Raw genomic sequence first — 19,412 nt, forward strand, 5'->3', positions numbered from 1 at the left:
ACTCTTCTTCAGTGTGTTGATTGGGATGTGAGTGGGGCTTTGTACTCTTATTTCTTAAACTATCCCATGTCCCATCATAGTTGTCTCTCCAACGTTTGACTTGCATCCGATTTGTGTGATATTTGCGTGCAGCCTTGGCATTATTATCATGTCTAACCGCATAATCAACGACTTTCTTTCTGTATCGCATTTCTTCTGTTATAATATTCTTCATAGGGGAAGCTTTCCTTTCTGTGGTGTGGTAATTACAGTATAGCAGAAGCTTCCTCTATTTTTTTATTTTCATGTAACACATGTATTGTAACCTTACAGATCAAGTCGTTACTGGAGCACTAAACTTGGAGCGGTTACACGACTACTATAGTTTTGAAAAGAGTGTGCTCCTGTTAATCAGTGCCATTGTGGTCCTCAGCATTAGTAGCCTATGTTTATTAAAAAGGAGAGCAATCAGATGAAAAAATACTATGATATAGCGCTGACTACCTTATTATTATTCCTACTGGTGGGGTGTAGCTCTGCTAAAGAAGTAGAACTACCGGAAAAGGGAAATCAAACCCAAAGCGAGTCAGATTCCCAAGCAGATGAGACTACGGATAAAGAAGCTAATGAGGAGTCTGAGAGTCAAACCGAAGAACAAGATAGTGTAGAACCGTTTGTATTCCCAGAAAACTTATCAGAACAATTAGGGAAGGCTAACGAGCAATTAGACCTACAGGTGTTTCGAAATGAAACGGAAGCCGTCGATTGGACAGAGTATGATGACTATTTAAGAGATGAGAGAACCTTTACAGCCGATGACCTAAAGGAGCCACTACAAGTTTCAGTTGAGGGAGCTAATAGAAGAAGTCTACAAGCTATTTATTTAGATGGAAAGCTACTAGTTATTACAGTAGATAGTAATTCTCTTGATGAAAATGCGCCAAACACTTCAGGGCTTGATGGGTATTTAGAAGATTTATCGCAACTAGAAGCTGGACGTCACTTGTTGCAGTTAGTGCAATTTAAGGGAACAAACAGTTCGTATGAAGCTAGTATTCTGGGAGAAAAGTATTTTACCATTGAGTAGAAATCTATTGTCTATTGTAGGTAATATTATGGTTATCCTTTTCACTTTTATGTTAAAGGTAGAAAGAGAAAAAACTTAGTGCAATTTATCGACATTTCAGATAATATAATTCTTTTAAAATAAAGTATGCTATATAATAGAGCTAATTATTGCTTTCCCATTTTTGAGTTAGCCAAAGAAGAATTGGATAAAGTCGCTATATGAACGCCAAATTGGGGGTAAAATTCCCTGACCCATATCATCACCCCTTTACGTAAAATGTTAGAATACATTTAAGCGTGTTGATAGGAGAAAAAATGTGAAACGATTAATGGATGACTATAAAAATTCACGTCAACCAGCCGAAGGGTCTATAGAATGGCTTTTAAAGAGAAAACTAAATGGATTTGGTCAGTTGTGTTTTGTATGAACACTTTGGTTTACTTGGTTAATTATATGGATGAATCCACCTGCAATAGTATTTATTTTTGAAGGTATCTTTTTTAATAATTTGTTTGGTTACTTTAATAGCAATTTTCAAAAAGATAGCTAATTTGGTTAGACGAAAAATAAAAGTATATTAGCCATGCTAAAAGAAATGTAAAGACTTACTAATTTGATTGGATCCTTTAATAAAAAAATCAAGCGCTACACCAAACGTAAAGAGCAGTTTCCAACCGAAGAAGCTTTGGAAAGATTTATGGTTTCCATTTTTGATGACTATAACCAAAAGTTTCTAAACCGTTCACACAAAGGTTTTAAATTAGTTCAAGGCGTACTAGAAGATACTTTAGAAAGTTTATAAGCAAACTGTCAGAGGGGTTTCCCATTTACACATAATTATTGACACTCCCCCTATTGAACAGAAAGAGAACTTTGATTTAATAAGGTTTGTAAGTGTTCAATAAAGTTGATCAATAGTACAATCGAAAATTTTGGATCTCATAGGACGAAAATTTAAGGATTTTGATCAATAACCTAGTGATTGGAATTTATAAGCACCAAGTGGGAAGCAGAATGAAAAATAGAAAAAGCAGTCAGTAAATTTTAATTTATCGGTTTCCAACCTACACTGTAAAAGTCTATATCCCTGAAGAAATGATGATGTGGTTGTAACTTGAAGCAGTTTATAAAAAGGAGTATTTCAGAATATGACGATAGCTATTAAAAGAAAAAGTGGATTTGTTGATTCTCAGATCCCTCTCAATGTCGCTATAGGTGACCATGAGAGTGTTAGGTTGGACTCAACGCACGAGGAAGTGACATTGTCTCCTACAGAAGCATCTGTTGAGTTAGAAATTACTAATTTATTTACTAAGAAACAAAAGGTAACGGCAACTAATAACGACCGCATTATAATCTCGAATTCTCTCAATCTCATGTGGGCTTTCATTAGTTTTTTTGTGTTGCTAATTTTGATTAATGTATTTTTACCAGATAACAAAGTGTATTGGTCTTTACTACTTTTAGTCGTTTATGGAGTGGCTATAAAGTTTTTGGTGCCTAGTTTCAACATTGAACGTCAGACTATGGAATAGTGTCTAGTGTTTTTAATGGGTATTCATGGCTATATGGGGTAATGGTTTTATAGGTGTTTTATACCTTAGATGGTTAGTCAAATGGTATGAACAGTGATATAAACAATGATATGAACGTCAAAAAAATCTGTGACTTTTGAGGTCACAGATTTTTTGACGATCCATTTTATATTTCTCATTTGTGCTTTTCGCATCCCAGTTTTCTCAACTGGTATGTCTGTAAGTTTTATCATACCCACCAAAACTAAGAAACTAGGATCTTTGTCGTATTTTCCGATGGGATGAGTGTGGTAAGTGTCTACGCTCGTTTGCTAATTTACAATCGGGTTGTCTGCTAGCTACCCAATCTCCCTCGATTGGAGGGATGAGGTTTGTTTCCGCACTGAATAGAATCGAAAAGGTGACGATCATCATTACGGAGTGATTCAGTCTTTTTCGTGATTTTTGAGGTCGCTTATAGTTTTTAGATGCCATTTATTCACCAACCATTTCAGGAAATGTCAAATGGTAACCCATTACCTATTACCTTAATACTATTATAAATTATTTGCTCATCAAAACACAAGATGAAGCAGGTTAATTTTAAAAATAGCCGTGTTTTTTAAAAAAACTATGAAGTGCTGGTACTTGTTCGTAAAGGAGTTAGCGAGAGTCAATGTTAGTCAGAAGGTCATTTAATATGGTAGGCTTAATATAAGTAATGACTGGTTAGATTAGGCTAGGACAAAAGTTGTCAATCAGGTCAACAGGAAGGTGAGATGATGAAACACTTAAGAAGATTTCTGCTGATGCTAGGTGTTGTTAGTTTTTTAGGTATTTTGACGGGTTGCTCTTCTTTCAATGATAATCATTTAGAAACACCTCAAAATGACGTTGATAGTGAACAGTCTGAGAGTAGTGGTAGTGATGATAGTACTAACGGTGAGGATAGTGATGATGGAAATCCCACTACAAATGAATTGACGGTTGTAGCTAGTGACCTAGATGCGCCTTGGTCGATTCAAAAGGCTGGAGAAAGGTTCTATATTAGTGAACGTGATGGGGCGATTGTGACTATTATAGATGGGGAGGTTACTCGGCAGCCTGTTCAACTAGAAAAAGAATTGGCAGCTCAGAGTGAAGCAGGTTTTATGGGGTTTGTTCTTGCACCTGATTTTGAGGATAGTCAAGAAGCTTATGCATATTACACTTATCAAGGTGATGATGGGACCTATAACCGTATTGTGACGATAAAACTCACAGATAATGAGTGGCAGGAAACTGGTGTCTTATTAGACAATATTCCAAGTGGAAATCTACATGCGGGTGGGCGCCTAGCAATTGGCCCGGATGATAAGTTATATGCAACTGTTGGTGATATATACGAGGAAGAAATTGCTCAGGATAAGGATAGTCTGAATGGGAAAATATTACGCTTAGAGTTAGATGGCTCTATTCCTAGTGATAATCCTTTTGAAGATAGTTATGTCTATAGCTATGGCCATCGGAACCCCCAAGGATTGACTTGGCTGAGTGATGGGACTTTTTATGCAAGTGAGCATGGCTCACAGGCAAATGATGAGATTAATCGTATCGAAGCAGGGAAAAATTACGGTTGGCCAATGATAGAGGGCGATGAAACTAACGACGACATGGAAACGCCAATAGTTCATTCGGGAAGTTCAGAAACCTGGGCACCATCTGGTTTGGCGACGGATGATGATAGTCTCTATATTGCAGCATTAAGAGGGAACGCTGTCTTAAAAATGGATCTGGCAGACCAAACAATTGAACCAATAGTTTCAGACGTTGGACGTATTCGTGATGTCATCGTCGATGGGGACTATCTTTACTTCATTTCAAATAACACCGATGGCAGAGGCAATCCATCGGAAGATGATGATAAACTGTATCGGATTGGTATTGCAGGTGAATAATATAATCGCTCATATCGCTAGAGTTATAGTATAGTAGTAAATAATGTAGAAAGAGAACAATGAGGATAAGATGACACCGACATTTATAAATGCAACTCAAAACGACTTAGCAGATATTGTACGGATTTATAATCAAACCATCGCCTCTCGTTTAGTGACTGCTGACTTAGAACCAGTCACGGTCGAAGAGAGGGGCGAGTGGTTTAAACAACATAATCCCAATCATCGTCCCTTGTGGTTGATTGTAGTTGAAGGTAAGACCGTTGGCTGGCTTAGCTTATCGGATTTTTACGGTCGTATCGCTTACCGAAAAACAGTAGAAGTCAGTATCTATATCGATGAAAATTATCGCGGACACCATTTAGGAACGGATGCCCTATTATATGTCGAAAGCCAGATCGAACGGTTGGGAATAAACACAGTTCTATCCTTTATTTTTAGCCAGAACAAACCGAGTATCGCGCTTTTTAAGAAATTTGGCTATGAAGTTTGGGGACACCTTCCAGAAGTTGCTGAGTTAGATGGGGTTAAAAGAGATTTAGATATTTTAGGAAAGCACTATGCTTCATAGTTGTAACTAGTAACTATGCCACATAAAGTTTGAATTTACGTTGCCAGGATTTGACTTGCAGAATTAAGTTAACCAAAAAAGACCCAAGAACGGAGTGCCGTATGCCTAAAAAAGAAGGTCTAAAAATCATCAAAGAAATCAATTTGATGGAGAACCAGAAACTTATTCTTTGGTTGAACATTGCCACTATTCCATTAGCACTTATCTTTATTGTTCTATTCGGACTGATTCCATTCTTCAGCCCTACCACAACTGGGGGATTTTCATTATGGAACATTATTCTGTGGCTAGTAGCATATGTTGTCAGTATTATTTGTCATGAGTTGATTCACGGTCTGTTCTTTAAGATATTTCATCTAGAAGGTAAAGTTAAATTTGGGTTCAAGAATGGTATGGCTTATGCCACTAGTCCAAACTCTTATTATACTAAAGGTCAGTTTGCTGTGATTATCTTGGCGCCGTTCATAGTGATATCAACACTTCTGATTATTTCCTATTATCTGACAATTCTTTCAGCAATCTTCTTTGTCCTACTGGCAGCGTTACATGCCGGATCGTGTGTGGGAGATTTTTATTTTATTTATTTGATTTGTCGCTCTCCAAAAAACTGTTTAATCATGGACACAGAAGTAGGCCTGAGCTTTTATCACAAAGTATCGTGAAAAGTATGACAAAGGGTTAAAGTGGTGTGAATTGTCCAACAATAGTGCGATTTAGTTCTAGTCGAGGTGTTGAATGGTCATTGGTTCCGGTTTTAGTAGTGAATGCCAAATAAAAACCTTGGTCATTTAAGGTCGCAACTGTGTTTTGATCATAGAGACCGAAAGGATAGGCGAAGACATCAGTGATAGGGACGATAGCATTCGCTTCTTTCAGATCAGCAATAAAAGCATCAGTCGTTTCCCACATAGGTCTTGATTCAGTTGTCCCTTTACGTTGGTGAAAATGGCTTGTGTGGTTGGCATATGCAAAGACATCAGACATATCAGCTAATTCACTTTTAGCCAAGACCCTTGAAACGGCCGGATCATAGGGAGAAGGGTTATCAAATAACCAACCTGTTGCGACGAAGGCAGTAGCGGGGATGTCGTATTGCTTTAACAAAGGATAGGCAAACTTTTTCAGAGATTGATAACAATCATCAAAAGTGAGCAAAATGGATTTTTCTGGTAAAGTTGTCCCGTTTAGATAGAACGCTTTAACGTCATCTAGTGTTAAAAAATGAGAACCATTTTCGACGAGCTGGCGTATCCGTTGTTCAAAATGTGACAGTTCGTCATACAAAGCCAAAGGAAGACTATCAGCGTAGTTATCTGCTACTTTTATAGGTCTTTGCCCTAGATCAAGCTCATTTTTAGGTCTAATTTCGTGAAATACTAACGTTTGAAACATATGTGTCACCATCCTTTGTTTCTATTATACAACACAGATAGTCTATAAGAAGTGGTTAAATAGATAGAAGATATAGAATAGATTAAAGAAAAGACAACAGAATAGATGGAATAGAAATACCTCTAGCTGGGACCAGAATAAAGCAAGGTCTTGGCTAGAGGTTTTTAACGTTTCGCTATTTTCTATTATTAACTCTAATGACTAGAAATTTCTTTATAGAGCGTGTAAGGCTATGAAAATTAGGACTCATGAAGACTTTTAAGGTCTTCATCTTCTAACTGTTGGCGTCTGCGACTTGATTCTGTAAAGGCTGCGGTGAGTGCTTCAACATTGTCTTCAGCAATTGCTGTTTTTAAACGGTCAAATTGTTGGGAGAAGTCCTCCATTGCCTTTAATAATTCTAATTTATTGGTATGGAAGAGTTCACTCCAAAGATTAGCATTGATTTTTGAAATTCGAGTGAGTTCACGGTAACTATCGCCGATAAAACGAACGGTCTCTCTGCCTGGGTCATCACTATTGATTAAGGCTACTGCGATTGCATGTGGTAGCTGACTTGTATAGGCAATCATTTCATCATGGATGGTAGGAGAGACTAGTGTCACGCGTTTAAAGCCTAAACTCTTGATGAGGTCAGTTAAGAACTGAATATTGTCCGATTTATTGTCACTTGTTGGTGTTAGGAGATAGTTAGCATTTTGAAACACTTGCCAACTGGCATAGGCATATCCTTTATTCTCCTTACCCGCCATCGGGTGGCCTGAGATATAGTCGATTGTATCGGGAACGACAGCTTTTATTTGACTGATTAAGTTACCTTTCACACCGACTGTATCCGTCACAATCGCCCCTTTTTTGAAATGATGTTGGTGATCGTTGAGAAAGGACACGATACTAAAGGGATAGAGCGCAATAATCACGACGTCCGCTTTTTGCAGAATCGTTTGATTATGGGTCTCTCCGTAACTGATCACCCCATCTTTCAAAGCTTCATTAAGGGTGGTTTTATCTTGGTCGATGCCAAGTATCGTGACATCAAATGTCGTTTGTCGTTTTAAGGCTTTGGCATATGAACCACCTACGACTCCTAATCCTACGATAGCAACAGTTAATGTCATGGTAGTTCTCCTCCTAAAATGGGTAGTACCGTTCTACTGACAGTATTATAGTGATAACAGTATAAAGACGGTACAAAACATGAGATTATAAGTGATCCATTAGGATTTCCGTTGGTTGGAAACAACCTAAGAGTTGCATATAACTACTTGTGTAGGTCAGGGTTTGCCAGAATGTCTTGGTTTCTTCCAGTAGATTTGAAGCATCAACTTCTATGATGAAGCCATAATGGAAGGGTTTGTCTTTAATTGGTCTAGCATCTAACCCTTCCATATTACAATCGAATAATTCAATAGTGTTCAGAACTTTGGCTAAAGCTCCTGGTTTATGGTCCGTCTCGAGATAAAGCATCCACCTATTACGATTTGGGTGAGTCGCGCGCCAATACTGAACGAGATCTGCCATATCTTGGGTTGTGGTCATCACACGTTCCATCATAAAGAAGCGAGTGATGTTTTGTTCTTCCGATTGGACGTTATTCTCAATTGCAGATAACCCATAAAGATTTCCCGCTCGGACGCTTGATAGTGCCGCCATTGAGTTATCCTGTTGCTCTTTTACAAATACGGCTGCTTGAGCAGTATCACTGCTTGGCAAGGGCATCATGTTTGGATGTTGTTCAAAAAAGCTTGCACATTGCGCTAAGGCTTCTGGATGGGAGTATACCTTCGTGATGCTGTCTATACTAGCCCCCTCAACTCCCCACAAGCTGTGGCTAATGGGTTGGTAGACTTCATGAGTCGCCACAACTGGTTGATAACGCAATAAATCTAAGGTCCGTGTAATCAACCCTGTCGTTGAGTTTTCAACTGGTAAAATAGCTGCCTTCAATTCTTCAGAGACTAAATCAGTGATGATAGTTTTGAAGTTGTCATAACCGATTGCCGAAATGTCAGATGGCATGTCTAGCCCGTTTGAACGTGCTGATCGTAGATAGTGTTCTAATGCTGCCTCACTGTACGAGCCTGGAATGCCTTGATAGCCAATCTTCATCACAATTCTCCTCGTCATAATGGTTTTAAATGTGTTGGAATCCCTGTATAAATTGTTTTGTTCGCTCTTCTTTTGGATGGTTGAAGAGTTCATCTGGTGACCCTTCTTCTAAGATAGAGCCTTTATCTAGAAAGATGACATGGTCTGAGACTTGCTTGGCAAAATTCATTTCGTGAGTCACTAGGATCATAGTGGTTTGTTGATGAGCCACTTGTTGAATCACATCTAAAATGCCAGAAACAAGCTCAGGATCAAGCGCTGATGTTGGCTCATCAAAAAGAATGACCTCTGGTTTGATTGCTAAAGCTCGGGCAATCCCGACGCGTTGTTGCTGGCCACCAGATAGTTTATTAGGGTAGTAGTTCATCCGAGTCGCCATACCGACTTTCTCTAGATAGTATTCTGCCTCTTCTTCTGCTTCTTTTCGTTTCAGGCCTTGGACCATCAGTAAAGATTCCATGACGTTCTCTTTGGCTGTTTTTTTGGAGAACAAGGCATAGTTTTGAAATACCATAGCCGTCTTTCGTCTAATGTCTAAAATGTCTTGCTTGTTGGTTTTTGAAACATCACGAGTGATATTCCCAATCGTAATACGGCCGGAGTCAGCCGGTTCTAAGAAGTTGATGGTGCGTAGAAGAGTCGATTTACCAGAGCCACTTGATCCAATGATCGTTAAGACGTTTCCAGTGCCAACTTCAAGGTCAATCTGCTTTAGAACTAAGTTATTTTTGAATGATTTTGTCCAGTTTTCTAATTTCAGCATGGTTGAGTCCTCCTTTATACTTGTGTTTGGTCAACGTCTAAACGACCATCATCAGTTGATTCAGCTTGGTCGACATTCAATCGTTTTTCGACCCACTTAACGAATCGCTCAATCACGATACAGAAGACCCAGTAGATCAAGGCAACAGAGATGTAAGCCTCAAAGAAACGAAGGTTGGAACCAGCGATGATTCGAGCACGTCCCATGATATCAATTACGGTTACCGTGAAAGCGAGGGACGTTCCCTTCAGTAAGCTGATAATACTATTTCCTAAATTAGGGATGGCAACTATCAGGGCACTTGGTAAGATAATACGCATCATTGTTTGTCGGTTGGTTAAACCAATCGAACGGGCAGCTTCAATCTCACTGGTATTGACCGACAAGATAGCTGCTCTAAACGTTTCAGAATTGTAAGCTGCCTCATTCAGACCAAAGGCAATGAAGACGTAAACGAGAGCAGGGATAGCGTTTGAATCCCAATTCAGCGACAGCCGTTGGTTGAACCATTGGACGATTAAAGGGAAACCATAGAAAGCCAAAAATAACTGGACGAGCTGAGGAGTGCCACGCATGAAAGAAACAAAGACAGAGAAAAATTGAGATAAAACTGGAATCTTCCTAATCTTGACGATGGCAATCAAAAAGCCGAGAATTAGCCCAATCATAGCAGACACTAAGGTCATAAAGATAGTGATTGGTAAACGCGGTATGATTTGTTTGATGATCCCTGGAATCATCTCTGGTGCGAAAATCTTACCATCAGTACTCGAAGTTTCTTTATCAGTACCTTTTCGGTCTGCTTCAATAGCATCGTTTTTGGCTATCAGTTCTGGTGATAAAATAGTATCGTCCTGACCAAGGTATTTTTGGCTGATCTCAGCCAGAGTGCCATCTTCGCGCATTTCAGCTAGTGCTTTATCCATTTGATCTCTCAATTCAACATCATTTTGCCGGTAGATAAAGTAGGAGCCTGGTGGTCTGATAGCATCTTCATCTGCAATTGGAGATGCTTTGAGTTCTATACCAAACGTTTGCTCGACATCATGTAGGTAAGTCGTTGCATAGATGGTCGCATCAAAACGGCCACTATGGACATCCTGAATGATTTGTGAAGGATCTGAATCGACATACTGAATATCAACCGCTTTGTCAGGATTTTCCTCATTCCACGCTTCTAAAAATTGTGATTGTGGCGAAGCGGGTACGACCCCGAAACTTTTACCAGCCATGTCGTCAAAGGTCAGATCGTCTGTTTGATCAGGGTTATCACTTGGGGTAATCAGAACATTATGAGTGACAACATAAGGGTAGAGAGAAAAAAGATACTTCTCACGTCGGTCTCCACTTTCGCCTAAGTTGTTTGCTAGGACATCAAATTTTTCAGAATCGAGACCAGCAAAAAGAGAAGCAAACTCGGCTGTTTCATACTTAAAGCTGATACCTTCGACACGTTTTTCAATCTCTGATAGCACGTCAATTTCAAACCCTGTCAGTTGATTGTTATCGTCAAAGTAGTCCATTGGCTTTGTTTGACCAGAGGTTCCAACAATGACAACACGATCCGTTGTGTTGTTAGATTGATTCAAGGCGTCATTTTTAGCTATGATGGCCTCATCCAACACTGTTTGGTCCTCACTAAAGTATTTTTCGCTGATGGTCTTTAACGTCCCATCTTCTCTCATATCAGCTAAGACACCATCGATGGCATTGCGTAGTGCTAAGCTCTTTTCGTCTTTTCGATAAAGCAGGTAAGCACCTGGTGGTTGAATCGCATCCTCGTCTGCGATGGGCGACTCAGTCAGGGTAATTCCGTAAGTATCTTCCACATCTTTAACATAAGTTGTTGAGTAGATGGTGGCATCATATCGGCCAGAATGAACATCCGAAATAATAGTCGCAGCATCAGCATCAACGTACTGTAGGACCACAGCCTGATCTGGATTCTCCTCGTTGTACTTCTCCATGAAGACAGCCTGAGCAGACCCCGCGACAATCCCCATCGTTTTTCCAGCTAAATCAGCTAAGGTAACTGTTTTACCATTTTCAGAGTTTGTAATAATGACGTTATGGGTAATGACATAGGGATAGAGTGAAAATAAGTATTTCTCACGACGTTCATCTTTTTCACCAATGTTGTTGGCAATCACGTCGAATTTTCCGGCATCAAGACCGGCAAACAATGAGGCAAATTCAGTGGTGTCATAAGTAAACGAATAATCGTCTAGACGCTGATCGACCTCCTCCAATACTTCAATCTCAAAACCCGTTAATTTACCATTGTCATCATGGTAGTTATAAGACTTTGATTGGGCTGAAATGCCAACTTTGACAGTTTCTGCTGCATGAGCAGTTGTAACGGAAGTTATAAAGTAAATACAAGTTACTATTAGGGTAGTTAGTATTACTAATAACGTTGATCGCTTTCGGATTAGTTGATTCATAACTCTCACCTTTCTTTTATAAAACCGGACTTTGAAATTGGAGTTCGTTCAAAAGCCTTGTCACGGGAAATAGGGGGTATTACCTTTGATCATATCAGTGTACTAACTGATTATACTAACTGATATAGATATCTGAGATAGACACCAATTTTGAGCATTAAAAAAGCGACAGCTTAGATACAAGATCTAATGTCGCTCAAAACGGTTTAAGGGGCTAATGACCACCATTAACTCAATTTACCTACATTAGATCTCATCATCTATGTAGGCGACACAAATTACTGCTCCTCATAGATACAAACACATGGTGTGGTTTGCATCTATGGTAGAATACAAACCTTATCTATAATAAGCAAAGTAATAAAATCGTGTCATTGATTGCGTTGATGGCATAATAAAAGCTCCTTCTCTAATAATGTTCTCATAATAAACGAAACAAGACTAGAAAGTCAATACCAAATTTTTCCTGTTGTTAAAGATTACGTGTTTATTCTATTGTAAGTCGAGAAGAACTGTCGAGCTCGAATCAGAGTAGTGATAAATGTCATCAATAATAAACTCAGGGTCTTTGTTTTTATCTAAAACATATAGCTGAAAGCCAACTGGTTCATTCACCAACGAGTCAATATCAAAGTTTTCAGGAATATCCTGGTTTAGTTGAATACTATAGTTCATTTGGGTAGTAGAGTCGCTGATAGTTTCACCTTTAATAATATTACTTTCAGTAACATTGGTGCTTTCAGCCAATTGAGTAGGATAGTGAACGACATAGTAATACTCTATCGGTTTTGATTTTAAAAATTCGAAAAGCTCTTGATCAAAAACATAGTCAATAGTTATTTCCAGGTTTCCTTCTGTTGTCTTAGCAACATTAAACTTTTCGACATAGTAAACTCCTTTTTTCAGGTATATGCTGCGACACAAATGACTAATGTAGCCAATCATTTGATTGAGAGAGACCAAAGTAGGTTTTTTAAAAGTTTGTTGGTTGTATTACTGTTGTGGGGGATAACATTTGTGATTGGCTATTTCCAATTAATCATTCAAGAAAAAGCCATTCAAAAGATGAGTAAATCAATCAGATTAGATCTAGCTTCTAAAATTGGAAAAATGGAAATGAGTCATTTTAGCAAGGCAGAGATTCAGCGATACACTTCATTTATGCAAAATGATATCAATTTGATAGAAGAAAAAGGCTTTAAAAGTTTCTTCTTTATATCGCGATTTTTAGCAAATGGTATATTCTTGCTAGTGGCATTACTCTTGTTTAACGTCTATTTATTCGCTTTGGTATTGCTATTGTTAGCCTTACTTAATTTAGTACCCAAATTATTAAGATATTTAACGAGAGAGGGAAATGAGGAGGTTTCAACAGCTAACAACCGTTTCTTATCTCTCATGCAGGATGTTATCAATGGGTATGAGACGTTAAAAATGTTTAGTGCTGAAAAAAAGTTTGTAAGCACTATAGATAATGGATCAACTATAATTGCTGATGCCAGAATAGACTATGCCAAAAAACAATCTCTAGTTAATGTTGTCATTAGTACCATGAATATTTCTAGCCAAATAGCCGTCATTTTCACTACAGGATTACTAGTATTTCAAGGAGCATTAAGTGTCGGAGCGATTCTAAGCACGACAGAGCTATCTACAAAGATTTTCGATTCATTTGGTGTCGTTAACCAATACTATATCCTTCTAGACTCTATTTCCCCACTGTTTAAAGTTATAGATGATGGCGTGGCAGCTAAAGAGCCAACACCAGCTGTTAAGACCTTTGAAGCCATTGACCTAAAAGAAGTTTCTTTTGCCTATTCGGATAAAAGCAAAGATCTTTTACAAAACTTCACTTATAGGTTTGAAAGAGGGGGAAAATACCACATTATAGGGGCTTCGGGGTCAGGGAAAAGTACATTACTTAAACTCATCTTTAAACAATTAGCACCTACTGAAGGACAGATCTATTTAAACAGAGCTCCTTATACAGAAGCAGACTTAGTTTCAGTGTCTCAATATTTGAAACAAGACACACATATCTTTAATTTTGACTTAGATGACAATATTACCTTGGGAAGAACAGTCGATCAAGGAACCCTGAAAACTGTAAAAGAACTTGTGGGTGTAGATCAGTTGCATGCGGGAAATTTGTCTGGAGGGAGAAGCAGTTAGTGTCTCTAGCACGTGTATTGGTAAGTCCGAAACCATTGATCATCTTGGACGAAAGTTTTTCAAATGTTGATCTAGAAACAGCACAAAGAATGATCGCTTATTTAATGTCCACAGAAGCTACCATCATTCTAATTACGCATAGAGAAAGTGAACTTAGCAATTTAAACTTTGAAAAAGTTAGCCTTATTATTTGATTTCTATTAGCGGCATCGAATAAGCGCTATAAGATAGACTATTGTTGATGGTGGGTATTCTAAAAAGAAGGATGAGGTAATAAAAATGAAGTTGCGTATAAAAAATAAAAACCATTTATTTGTTGCTATTGTTAGTGCAGTGATACTTATTATCGCTTTAGTTCATACTTCTCCAGTTTTAGCAATTCGTGCCAAATTATTTTCTGAGTTTCATTTTCAGGCATCGTTGTTTAGCAGTATTGAACCAACAACTTCGCCAGTCTATCCCGAAGTATACAAGGTTACACCCGCACCCATAGAAAAAAGCACAAATACAAAATTAGACGTGTACTATGTCGAAAAAACGATGATTATTTTTTATTATGCAGGGTATGATAGCGGCATCTAGTTTGAAACGTTAAAGTTAGGAGTTAGTTAGAGACAAGACGTTTAGATGTTCTACTAGCTCTCTCTATCGATCGACGATAAAGTCAAAGGGGATAGTGAGTTGTTCGGTTGTTTGTTCATGGAATAATCTGAAGCCGTTTTCCCGCAATCGTCTAAGTGATAATCTACTGTAGGAAAGCCCATGATGTCGCTCGAAATCAAATTCTATCGTCCAATCATCAATGGTTTTTGTGGCGATTTCCGCCTAGATACTGATCAATAATCAAGCGTTCAATTTCAGAAATGGGAATAGTAGCTAGCAGTTGACGTGTTAGACCTTTTTCTTGCCAAATTGAGAGGGTACCATTTGTGACTAGAAATAAAACGTAGTAAAGGTGAGACTGGCTATAGTTTTTGATTTCTAAGTAAGTGTTCATGGTTGGTTTCTCCTTCTCTAATTTGAGTATAGCTTATGAAACTAGTTTCATATCAAGCGTTTTCAATTATTTTTTTAAATACCTTTTCTCGACTATCATATAAATAGTCGTTAGTTTGTATTGTTGTGTTTTAGCTTTCATGAAGTTAAAATATGTTATAAGATAAATAGCTAGTGAGTATAGAAGTCCAGGAAGGAACTGTTATAGTAGAAAAGAGAGAAGTATTAACTGAAAAACTAGCAATAGAAGCGTTACAATCATACTTAGAAGAAGTCTACAAAGGGCATCCTTCTCCTATGGGGTTGTTTATGAAATTAGTGGAAGAGGTCGGTGAAGTTGCAGAGGCGCTGAACAAAATTGATGGGAGAAAGAATGCTACACCTACAGAAGATTTGAAAGCAGAACTCAGCAAAGAACTTGCTGATGTTATTCACTATACTGTTGCGTTAGCTAGTATAACTGATATTGATTTAGCTTCGGTCATTATTGAAAAAGACAAGGAAGCAGCTGAAAAGTATCATCATGATACTAACTTAGCAACATTTTTACAAAGAACTCAGTACAATAACAAGTAAAAGAGGGTGCTCTCATCCACAATAGGACTCAGGAATAGGACTCATGGAAAAGTGATTTAAGCAAAAATGTTTCATTCTCCTAGAATTTTGGTACAATGTAATACAGCTATAAACAGTGATGGTCAATGACTCAGAAAAGAAAGCAGAAGAACTTCTGCTTTCTTTTCTACTGATAGGTGACTCTTGATAAGTGACTCTTGATAGGTGACTCTTGATAGGTGACTCTTGGTAAGTAACGCTGTAAACTAAGATGAATAGAGTAATGAAAGGATTCAAAGAACAATAATGAGTAAGAATTTTTGGAAAGAACTACCAAAGCCGTATTTTGTATTAGCGCCGATGGAAGATGTGACTGATGTGGTCTTCCGTCACGTGATTGCGAAAGCTGCAGCTCCGGATGTTTATTTTACTGAGTTTACTAATAGTGAAAGTTACTGTCATCCTGATGGTATCGAGAGTGTGAGAGGTCGGTTGACTTTCACCCCTGATGAGCAACCAATTGTCGCTCATATTTGGGGAGATAAACCGGAGTATTTTAGCCGTATGAGTATTGGGATGGCAGAGATGGGCTTTTCGGGAGTCGATCTTAATATGGGTTGCCCAGCACCTAATGTGTTTAAACACGGTCGTGGGGCTGGTCTGATACGCCGACCAGAAGTGGCAGCGGAATTAATCCAAGCCGCTAAGGCAGGTGGCCTACCAGTTAGTGTTAAAACCCGACTTGGTCATGCTAAAGTGGCAGAATGGCAAGAGTGGTTAAAACATGTTCTGTCACAAGATATAGCTAATTTATCCATTCATTTGAGAACAAAAGTGGAAATGAGTCAAGTTCCCGCTCATTGGGATTTGATTCCAGAAATTTGTCGCTTGCGTGATGAAATAGCGCCAGAGACATTGATTACAATCAATGGTGATGTTCCTAACCGAGAAACAGGACTTCGTTTGATTGAAGAATACGGTGCGGATGGTGTAATGATTGGAAGAGGTGTTTTCCATGATCCATTTGCATTTGAAAAAGAGAAGAAAGAACATACACCAAAAGAATTATTGGATTTATTACGTGTACACTTAGACCTATTTGATGACTATGCCTCAAATAACCCTCGTCTCTTCAAACCATTGCGTCGCTTCTTTAAAATCTACGTTCGGTCATTCCCTGGTGCGAATGACCTCAGAATCAGCCTAATGGAAACAACGACCACAGATGATGTTAGAACGCTATTGGATCAATTTGAGACACAAAACTGGCACTAATCATGTTTCACATCGTTATATGCTACTAGTTATGCACCAGAATCCATTAGTTAAAGACCGAATACCAAAAAATAGAAGAAATAACCCACATGGTTAGGAAGAGTGCTAAATCTTCCTAACCATGTTTTTTTGATTTACGTGACAGTGCTATTTGTGTCAAAAGTGAATAAGCATTTATCTATACTGTCTTAAAACTATACTGTCCCAAAACTATATTGTCTTAAAAAGTTTCTGTATTGTCTTCAAAAGTTTCCTAACAGCTATAAGAAAAGTATGAATTGTTCAGGTATGTTGAAAAAATAATAAATCGCTTGTGACTTATGTGTGTGACTTAACCTTTGTTGATAGATTGATGCAATCGAATGTGAAGTCGACTATGTGCAAAATAACCCTATGGATACCATCCAGTAGGGTTATTTGTGTTGATTACTATAAATTTTTTTGGCTCAAAGCTGATCGCTTGTTCCACAACCTCTTGTCGGTGTTCTAAAAGTAGCTTCTTCGTACATAAGTCAATCTGCCTTGAAAATTACAAATTTTCAGTCATCTTGCCTTATGTCTTGAAGCTAACCACTTTTTGAACACCCTCTTGTTGGTGTGGTCCAAGCAGCTTTTTGTACATAAGTCAATCTGCCTTGAAAACTACAAATTTCCGATCATCTTGCCTTATGTCTTGAAGCTGATCACTTTTTGAACAACCCAACCTATTAGAGTAAGCTCGCCGCGTCTTCGTCCAAGATGACGGTAACGTTTGGATGGTTTTGCAAGACGCTCGCTGGGACGTGTGTGGTAACTGGTCCTTCGATCATTCCTTTTACAGCTTCAGCTTTTTCTTTCCCAAAGGCTAGTAAGTAGATGTGTTTTGTCTTAAGAATCGAAGCGATACCCATTGACAAAGCATGTGTTGGAACGTCTTCAACTTTATCAAAGTAGCGTTTGTTAGCTTCGATGGTTGACTCTGTTAATTCAACCACATGAGTTGTAACGCCAAAGTCAGTTCCTGGTTCGTTGAAACCAATATGACCGTTGCGACCGATTCCCAAGATTTGGCTGTCAATTGGATGTTCAGCTATGATTTGGTCATAGTGTTTACATTCAGCATCCAAGTCTTTTGCCACACCATCAGGAAGATAAGATTTCTTAAATGGTTTAGCTTTGAAAAGATGTTCTTCCATAAAGTAGCGATAACTTTGTGGGTCTTCAGGGGATAAACCAACGTACTCATCTAAGTTGATGGAGATCGATTCAGAAAAATCAACGTCACTGTGACGTAATTCTGTATAGAGATCTTCTGGGGTAGAGCCTGTTGCAAGTCCAAAAACTTTAGCACCATTTTTGATGTCTTCTTGCAAGAGTTCGAATGCTTTTTTACTTGCTGTTTTTTTATCTTTTGATGTGATAACTTCCATTTTTCATTGCCCTCCTACGACTTGAAAAATTAGTCACTTTCCTCCCCCAATATAGCAGTATTATTGTCACCTGACAAGCAGAGTGAGCTTTCGTTACGCTATTGTTGAAACTATTTGAAAGAGACTGAAAAAATCTACTATACTGTTCTTTTTTATCTTACTTTATCTGAATTTTTCTGTGCTTATCTGTAAATGTATATAGGTAACTATGTAACTATTCATCTATTAATCTATTAATCTATCTAACTATTTATCTATCGGTATCTTTCTATCTATAGTTATCTTATCAAGCACATTAATTATAAACTCAAACAATTCAATAGATGCAATGCAATTCAATAGATGTAATGTCATCAACAAGTTATGACTTAAATCGGCAAAAAAAGCGAGAGTATTCTCGCTTTTTTGTCCAAGCTCTAGGCTCTAAAGGCGTATTTTTTGACGTTTTTGTCGATAACCTCCACCAGGTCTTTGTCAGTGATACCGGTAACTTCAGTGATGACTTCTGGCAATTCTTTTTCAACTAATAGTTGGTGCAATTGCCGACTTTGTTCGTCGTTAGGGTCATCATAGTTGAAGACAATCCCAATTGTTTCAAAGAGGTGAGCAGCACTCAGATGTCGTTCTGTTAGCTCAAGAGCTGGGCGGACGAAGCGTTCTTGGTTACCTAGTTTACGGATTGGAGTCCGAGCAACACGTGTGATAGCATCTGAGATATGTTTGTTCTTGAAGCGATTGATAATCTTTGTAATGTAAGCTTCATGTGTTTCAGAATCAAACTTCAATTTGTGGATCAATAAATTTCCCGTTTCTTCTAAGACAGATTTTAATTGAATGACCACTAAATGGTCATTCATCGCTTGATCAATCGTTTCGTAGCCTTGGAGAGCGCCGGTATAAGCTACGGTTGCGTGGCCAGTATTGACACTGAATAATTTCCTTTCAATGTTAGTGATCAAAGAGATAAGGCGATTTACGACTTTGTGTCGGTATTAAGTGTCTTAGATGAAGATTTGTTTGAGTAAAATAAATGGCTGTATGATATTTGGTGTTGCTAATTTTCAAGTGAGCAAACTAGTTATCGTATTGCCTTTTTATATACATCAAATCCTAATCATACCGTGATAATCGTGGTTGGTGTTTTATGTGAACAAAGAATTGATACAATAGTGTTAAACATTTATGGCGTCAACAACTTAAAAGCTAATGTCAATTGGTCTAAAAACT

General features: G+C 38.2%; 19 protein-coding genes and 2 pseudogenes. 11 read left to right on the forward strand and 10 right to left on the reverse strand.

Annotated features, from left to right (window positions below; all coding sequences use genetic code 11):
• Window positions 1–214: helix-turn-helix domain-containing protein (locus H541_RS11780; protein ID WP_022796480.1), on the reverse strand; the 214-nt coding region annotated here is incomplete at its 3' end.
• A gap of 237 nt (window positions 215–451) precedes the next feature.
• Here H541_RS11780 and H541_RS0106315 point away from each other — a divergent pair.
• From H541_RS0106315 to H541_RS0106350, 6 genes and pseudogenes are all read left to right on the forward strand, one after another.
• Window positions 452–1,066, forward strand: coding sequence for a hypothetical protein (locus H541_RS0106315; protein WP_022796481.1), 615 nt, complete (start codon window positions 452–454; stop codon window positions 1,064–1,066).
• Between the two features lie 589 nt (window positions 1,067–1,655).
• Window positions 1,656–1,850, forward strand: a pseudogene (locus tag H541_RS11785) (transposase); the annotation flags it as partial.
• A gap of 346 nt (window positions 1,851–2,196) precedes the next feature.
• A complete protein-coding gene (locus H541_RS0106330) occupies window positions 2,197–2,583 on the forward strand; it encodes a hypothetical protein (RefSeq protein WP_022796484.1) in 387 nt (128 codons plus the stop codon).
• 758 nt (window positions 2,584–3,341) lie between these two features.
• A complete protein-coding gene (locus tag H541_RS0106340; protein ID WP_240470909.1) occupies window positions 3,342–4,499 on the forward strand; it encodes a PQQ-dependent sugar dehydrogenase in 1,158 nt (385 codons plus the stop codon).
• Window positions 4,500–4,569: 70 nt separating this feature from the next.
• The gene (locus H541_RS0106345; protein ID WP_022796487.1) at window positions 4,570–5,070 is read left to right on the forward strand and encodes a GNAT family N-acetyltransferase; all 501 of its coding nucleotides are present in this window, start codon (window positions 4,570–4,572) and stop codon (window positions 5,068–5,070) included.
• A gap of 101 nt (window positions 5,071–5,171) precedes the next feature.
• Window positions 5,172–5,732: a DUF3267 domain-containing protein gene (locus tag H541_RS0106350; protein WP_022796488.1), complete on the forward strand. Its 561-nt coding sequence runs from the start codon at window positions 5,172–5,174 to the stop codon at window positions 5,730–5,732.
• A 16-nt stretch (window positions 5,733–5,748) separates the two neighbouring features.
• Here the strand turns inward: H541_RS0106350 and H541_RS11790 are convergent, their stop codons facing one another.
• The 6 genes from H541_RS11790 to H541_RS13620 all read right to left on the reverse strand — a co-directional run bounded on the left by H541_RS11790 (window position 5,749) and on the right by H541_RS13620 (window position 12,723).
• Window positions 5,749–6,462, reverse strand: a complete 714-nt coding sequence (locus H541_RS11790; RefSeq protein ID WP_022796489.1) for a polysaccharide deacetylase family protein — start codon at window positions 6,460–6,462, stop codon at window positions 5,749–5,751.
• A 239-nt stretch (window positions 6,463–6,701) separates the two neighbouring features.
• Complete coding sequence (locus tag H541_RS0106360; RefSeq protein ID WP_022796490.1) at window positions 6,702–7,580, reverse strand: prephenate dehydrogenase; 879 nt, start codon at window positions 7,578–7,580, stop codon at window positions 6,702–6,704.
• Between the two features lie 85 nt (window positions 7,581–7,665).
• Window positions 7,666–8,571 (reverse strand): prephenate dehydratase, encoded by a 906-nt coding sequence (locus tag H541_RS0106365; protein ID WP_022796491.1) that lies wholly within the window; start codon window positions 8,569–8,571, stop codon window positions 7,666–7,668.
• A gap of 25 nt (window positions 8,572–8,596) precedes the next feature.
• Window positions 8,597–9,334, reverse strand: a complete 738-nt coding sequence (locus H541_RS0106370) for an amino acid ABC transporter ATP-binding protein (protein ID WP_022796492.1) — start codon at window positions 9,332–9,334, stop codon at window positions 8,597–8,599.
• A gap of 14 nt (window positions 9,335–9,348) precedes the next feature.
• Window positions 9,349–11,778 carry an ABC transporter substrate-binding protein/permease gene (locus H541_RS12970; RefSeq protein ID WP_022796493.1) on the reverse strand — a complete coding sequence of 810 codons (2,430 nt, stop codon included), beginning with the start codon at window positions 11,776–11,778 and terminating at the stop codon, window positions 9,349–9,351.
• 492 nt (window positions 11,779–12,270) lie between these two features.
• Window positions 12,271–12,723 carry a hypothetical protein gene (locus H541_RS13620; RefSeq protein WP_240470910.1) on the reverse strand — a complete coding sequence of 151 codons (453 nt, stop codon included), beginning with the start codon at window positions 12,721–12,723 and terminating at the stop codon, window positions 12,271–12,273.
• On the opposite strand from H541_RS13620, the gene H541_RS0106385 reads away from it, so the two are divergent.
• The 3 genes from H541_RS0106385 to H541_RS0106395 all read left to right on the forward strand — a co-directional run bounded on the left by H541_RS0106385 (window position 12,703) and on the right by H541_RS0106395 (window position 14,532).
• Window positions 12,703–13,950, forward strand: coding sequence for an ABC transporter transmembrane domain-containing protein (locus H541_RS0106385; RefSeq protein WP_240470911.1), 1,248 nt, complete (start codon window positions 12,703–12,705; stop codon window positions 13,948–13,950). The two genes, H541_RS13620 and H541_RS0106385, sit on opposite strands and share 21 nt — an antisense overlap.
• Window positions 13,950–14,144, forward strand: a complete 195-nt coding sequence (locus H541_RS0106390; protein ID WP_022796496.1) for a peptidase — start codon at window positions 13,950–13,952, stop codon at window positions 14,142–14,144. The genes H541_RS0106385 and H541_RS0106390 overlap by 1 nt, the downstream gene beginning before the upstream one ends.
• An 85-nt stretch (window positions 14,145–14,229) precedes the next feature.
• Window positions 14,230–14,532 carry a hypothetical protein gene (locus H541_RS0106395; protein WP_022796497.1) on the forward strand — a complete coding sequence of 101 codons (303 nt, stop codon included), beginning with the start codon at window positions 14,230–14,232 and terminating at the stop codon, window positions 14,530–14,532.
• Between the two features lie 217 nt (window positions 14,533–14,749).
• Here H541_RS0106395 and H541_RS0106400 read toward each other — a convergent pair whose 3' ends face one another.
• Window positions 14,750–14,947 carry a hypothetical protein gene (locus H541_RS0106400; protein ID WP_022796498.1) on the reverse strand — a complete coding sequence of 66 codons (198 nt, stop codon included), beginning with the start codon at window positions 14,945–14,947 and terminating at the stop codon, window positions 14,750–14,752.
• A 179-nt stretch (window positions 14,948–15,126) separates the two neighbouring features.
• Between H541_RS0106400 and H541_RS0106405 the strand changes: the two genes are divergently transcribed.
• Together H541_RS0106405 and H541_RS0106410 are read left to right on the forward strand one after the other, a co-directional pair.
• Window positions 15,127–15,522 (forward strand): MazG nucleotide pyrophosphohydrolase domain-containing protein, encoded by a 396-nt coding sequence (locus H541_RS0106405; protein WP_420805193.1) that lies wholly within the window; start codon window positions 15,127–15,129, stop codon window positions 15,520–15,522.
• Window positions 15,523–15,807: 285 nt separating this feature from the next.
• Window positions 15,808–16,776 (forward strand): tRNA dihydrouridine synthase, encoded by a 969-nt coding sequence (locus tag H541_RS0106410; protein WP_022796500.1) that lies wholly within the window; start codon window positions 15,808–15,810, stop codon window positions 16,774–16,776.
• A gap of 707 nt (window positions 16,777–17,483) precedes the next feature.
• Here the strand turns inward: H541_RS0106410 and nagB are convergent.
• Both nagB and H541_RS11800 read right to left on the reverse strand, forming a co-directional pair.
• Complete coding sequence (gene nagB, locus H541_RS0106415) at window positions 17,484–18,185, reverse strand: glucosamine-6-phosphate deaminase (RefSeq protein WP_022796501.1); 702 nt, start codon at window positions 18,183–18,185, stop codon at window positions 17,484–17,486.
• 416 nt (window positions 18,186–18,601) lie between these two features.
• A pseudogene (locus tag H541_RS11800) lies at window positions 18,602–19,132 on the reverse strand (mannitol dehydrogenase family protein); the annotation flags it as partial.
• Between the last annotated feature and the right edge of the window lie 280 nt (window positions 19,133–19,412).

The sequence above is a fragment of the Bavariicoccus seileri WCC 4188 genome (assembly GCF_000421665.1).
Lineage (GTDB): Bacteria > Bacillota > Bacilli > Lactobacillales > Aerococcaceae > Bavariicoccus > Bavariicoccus seileri.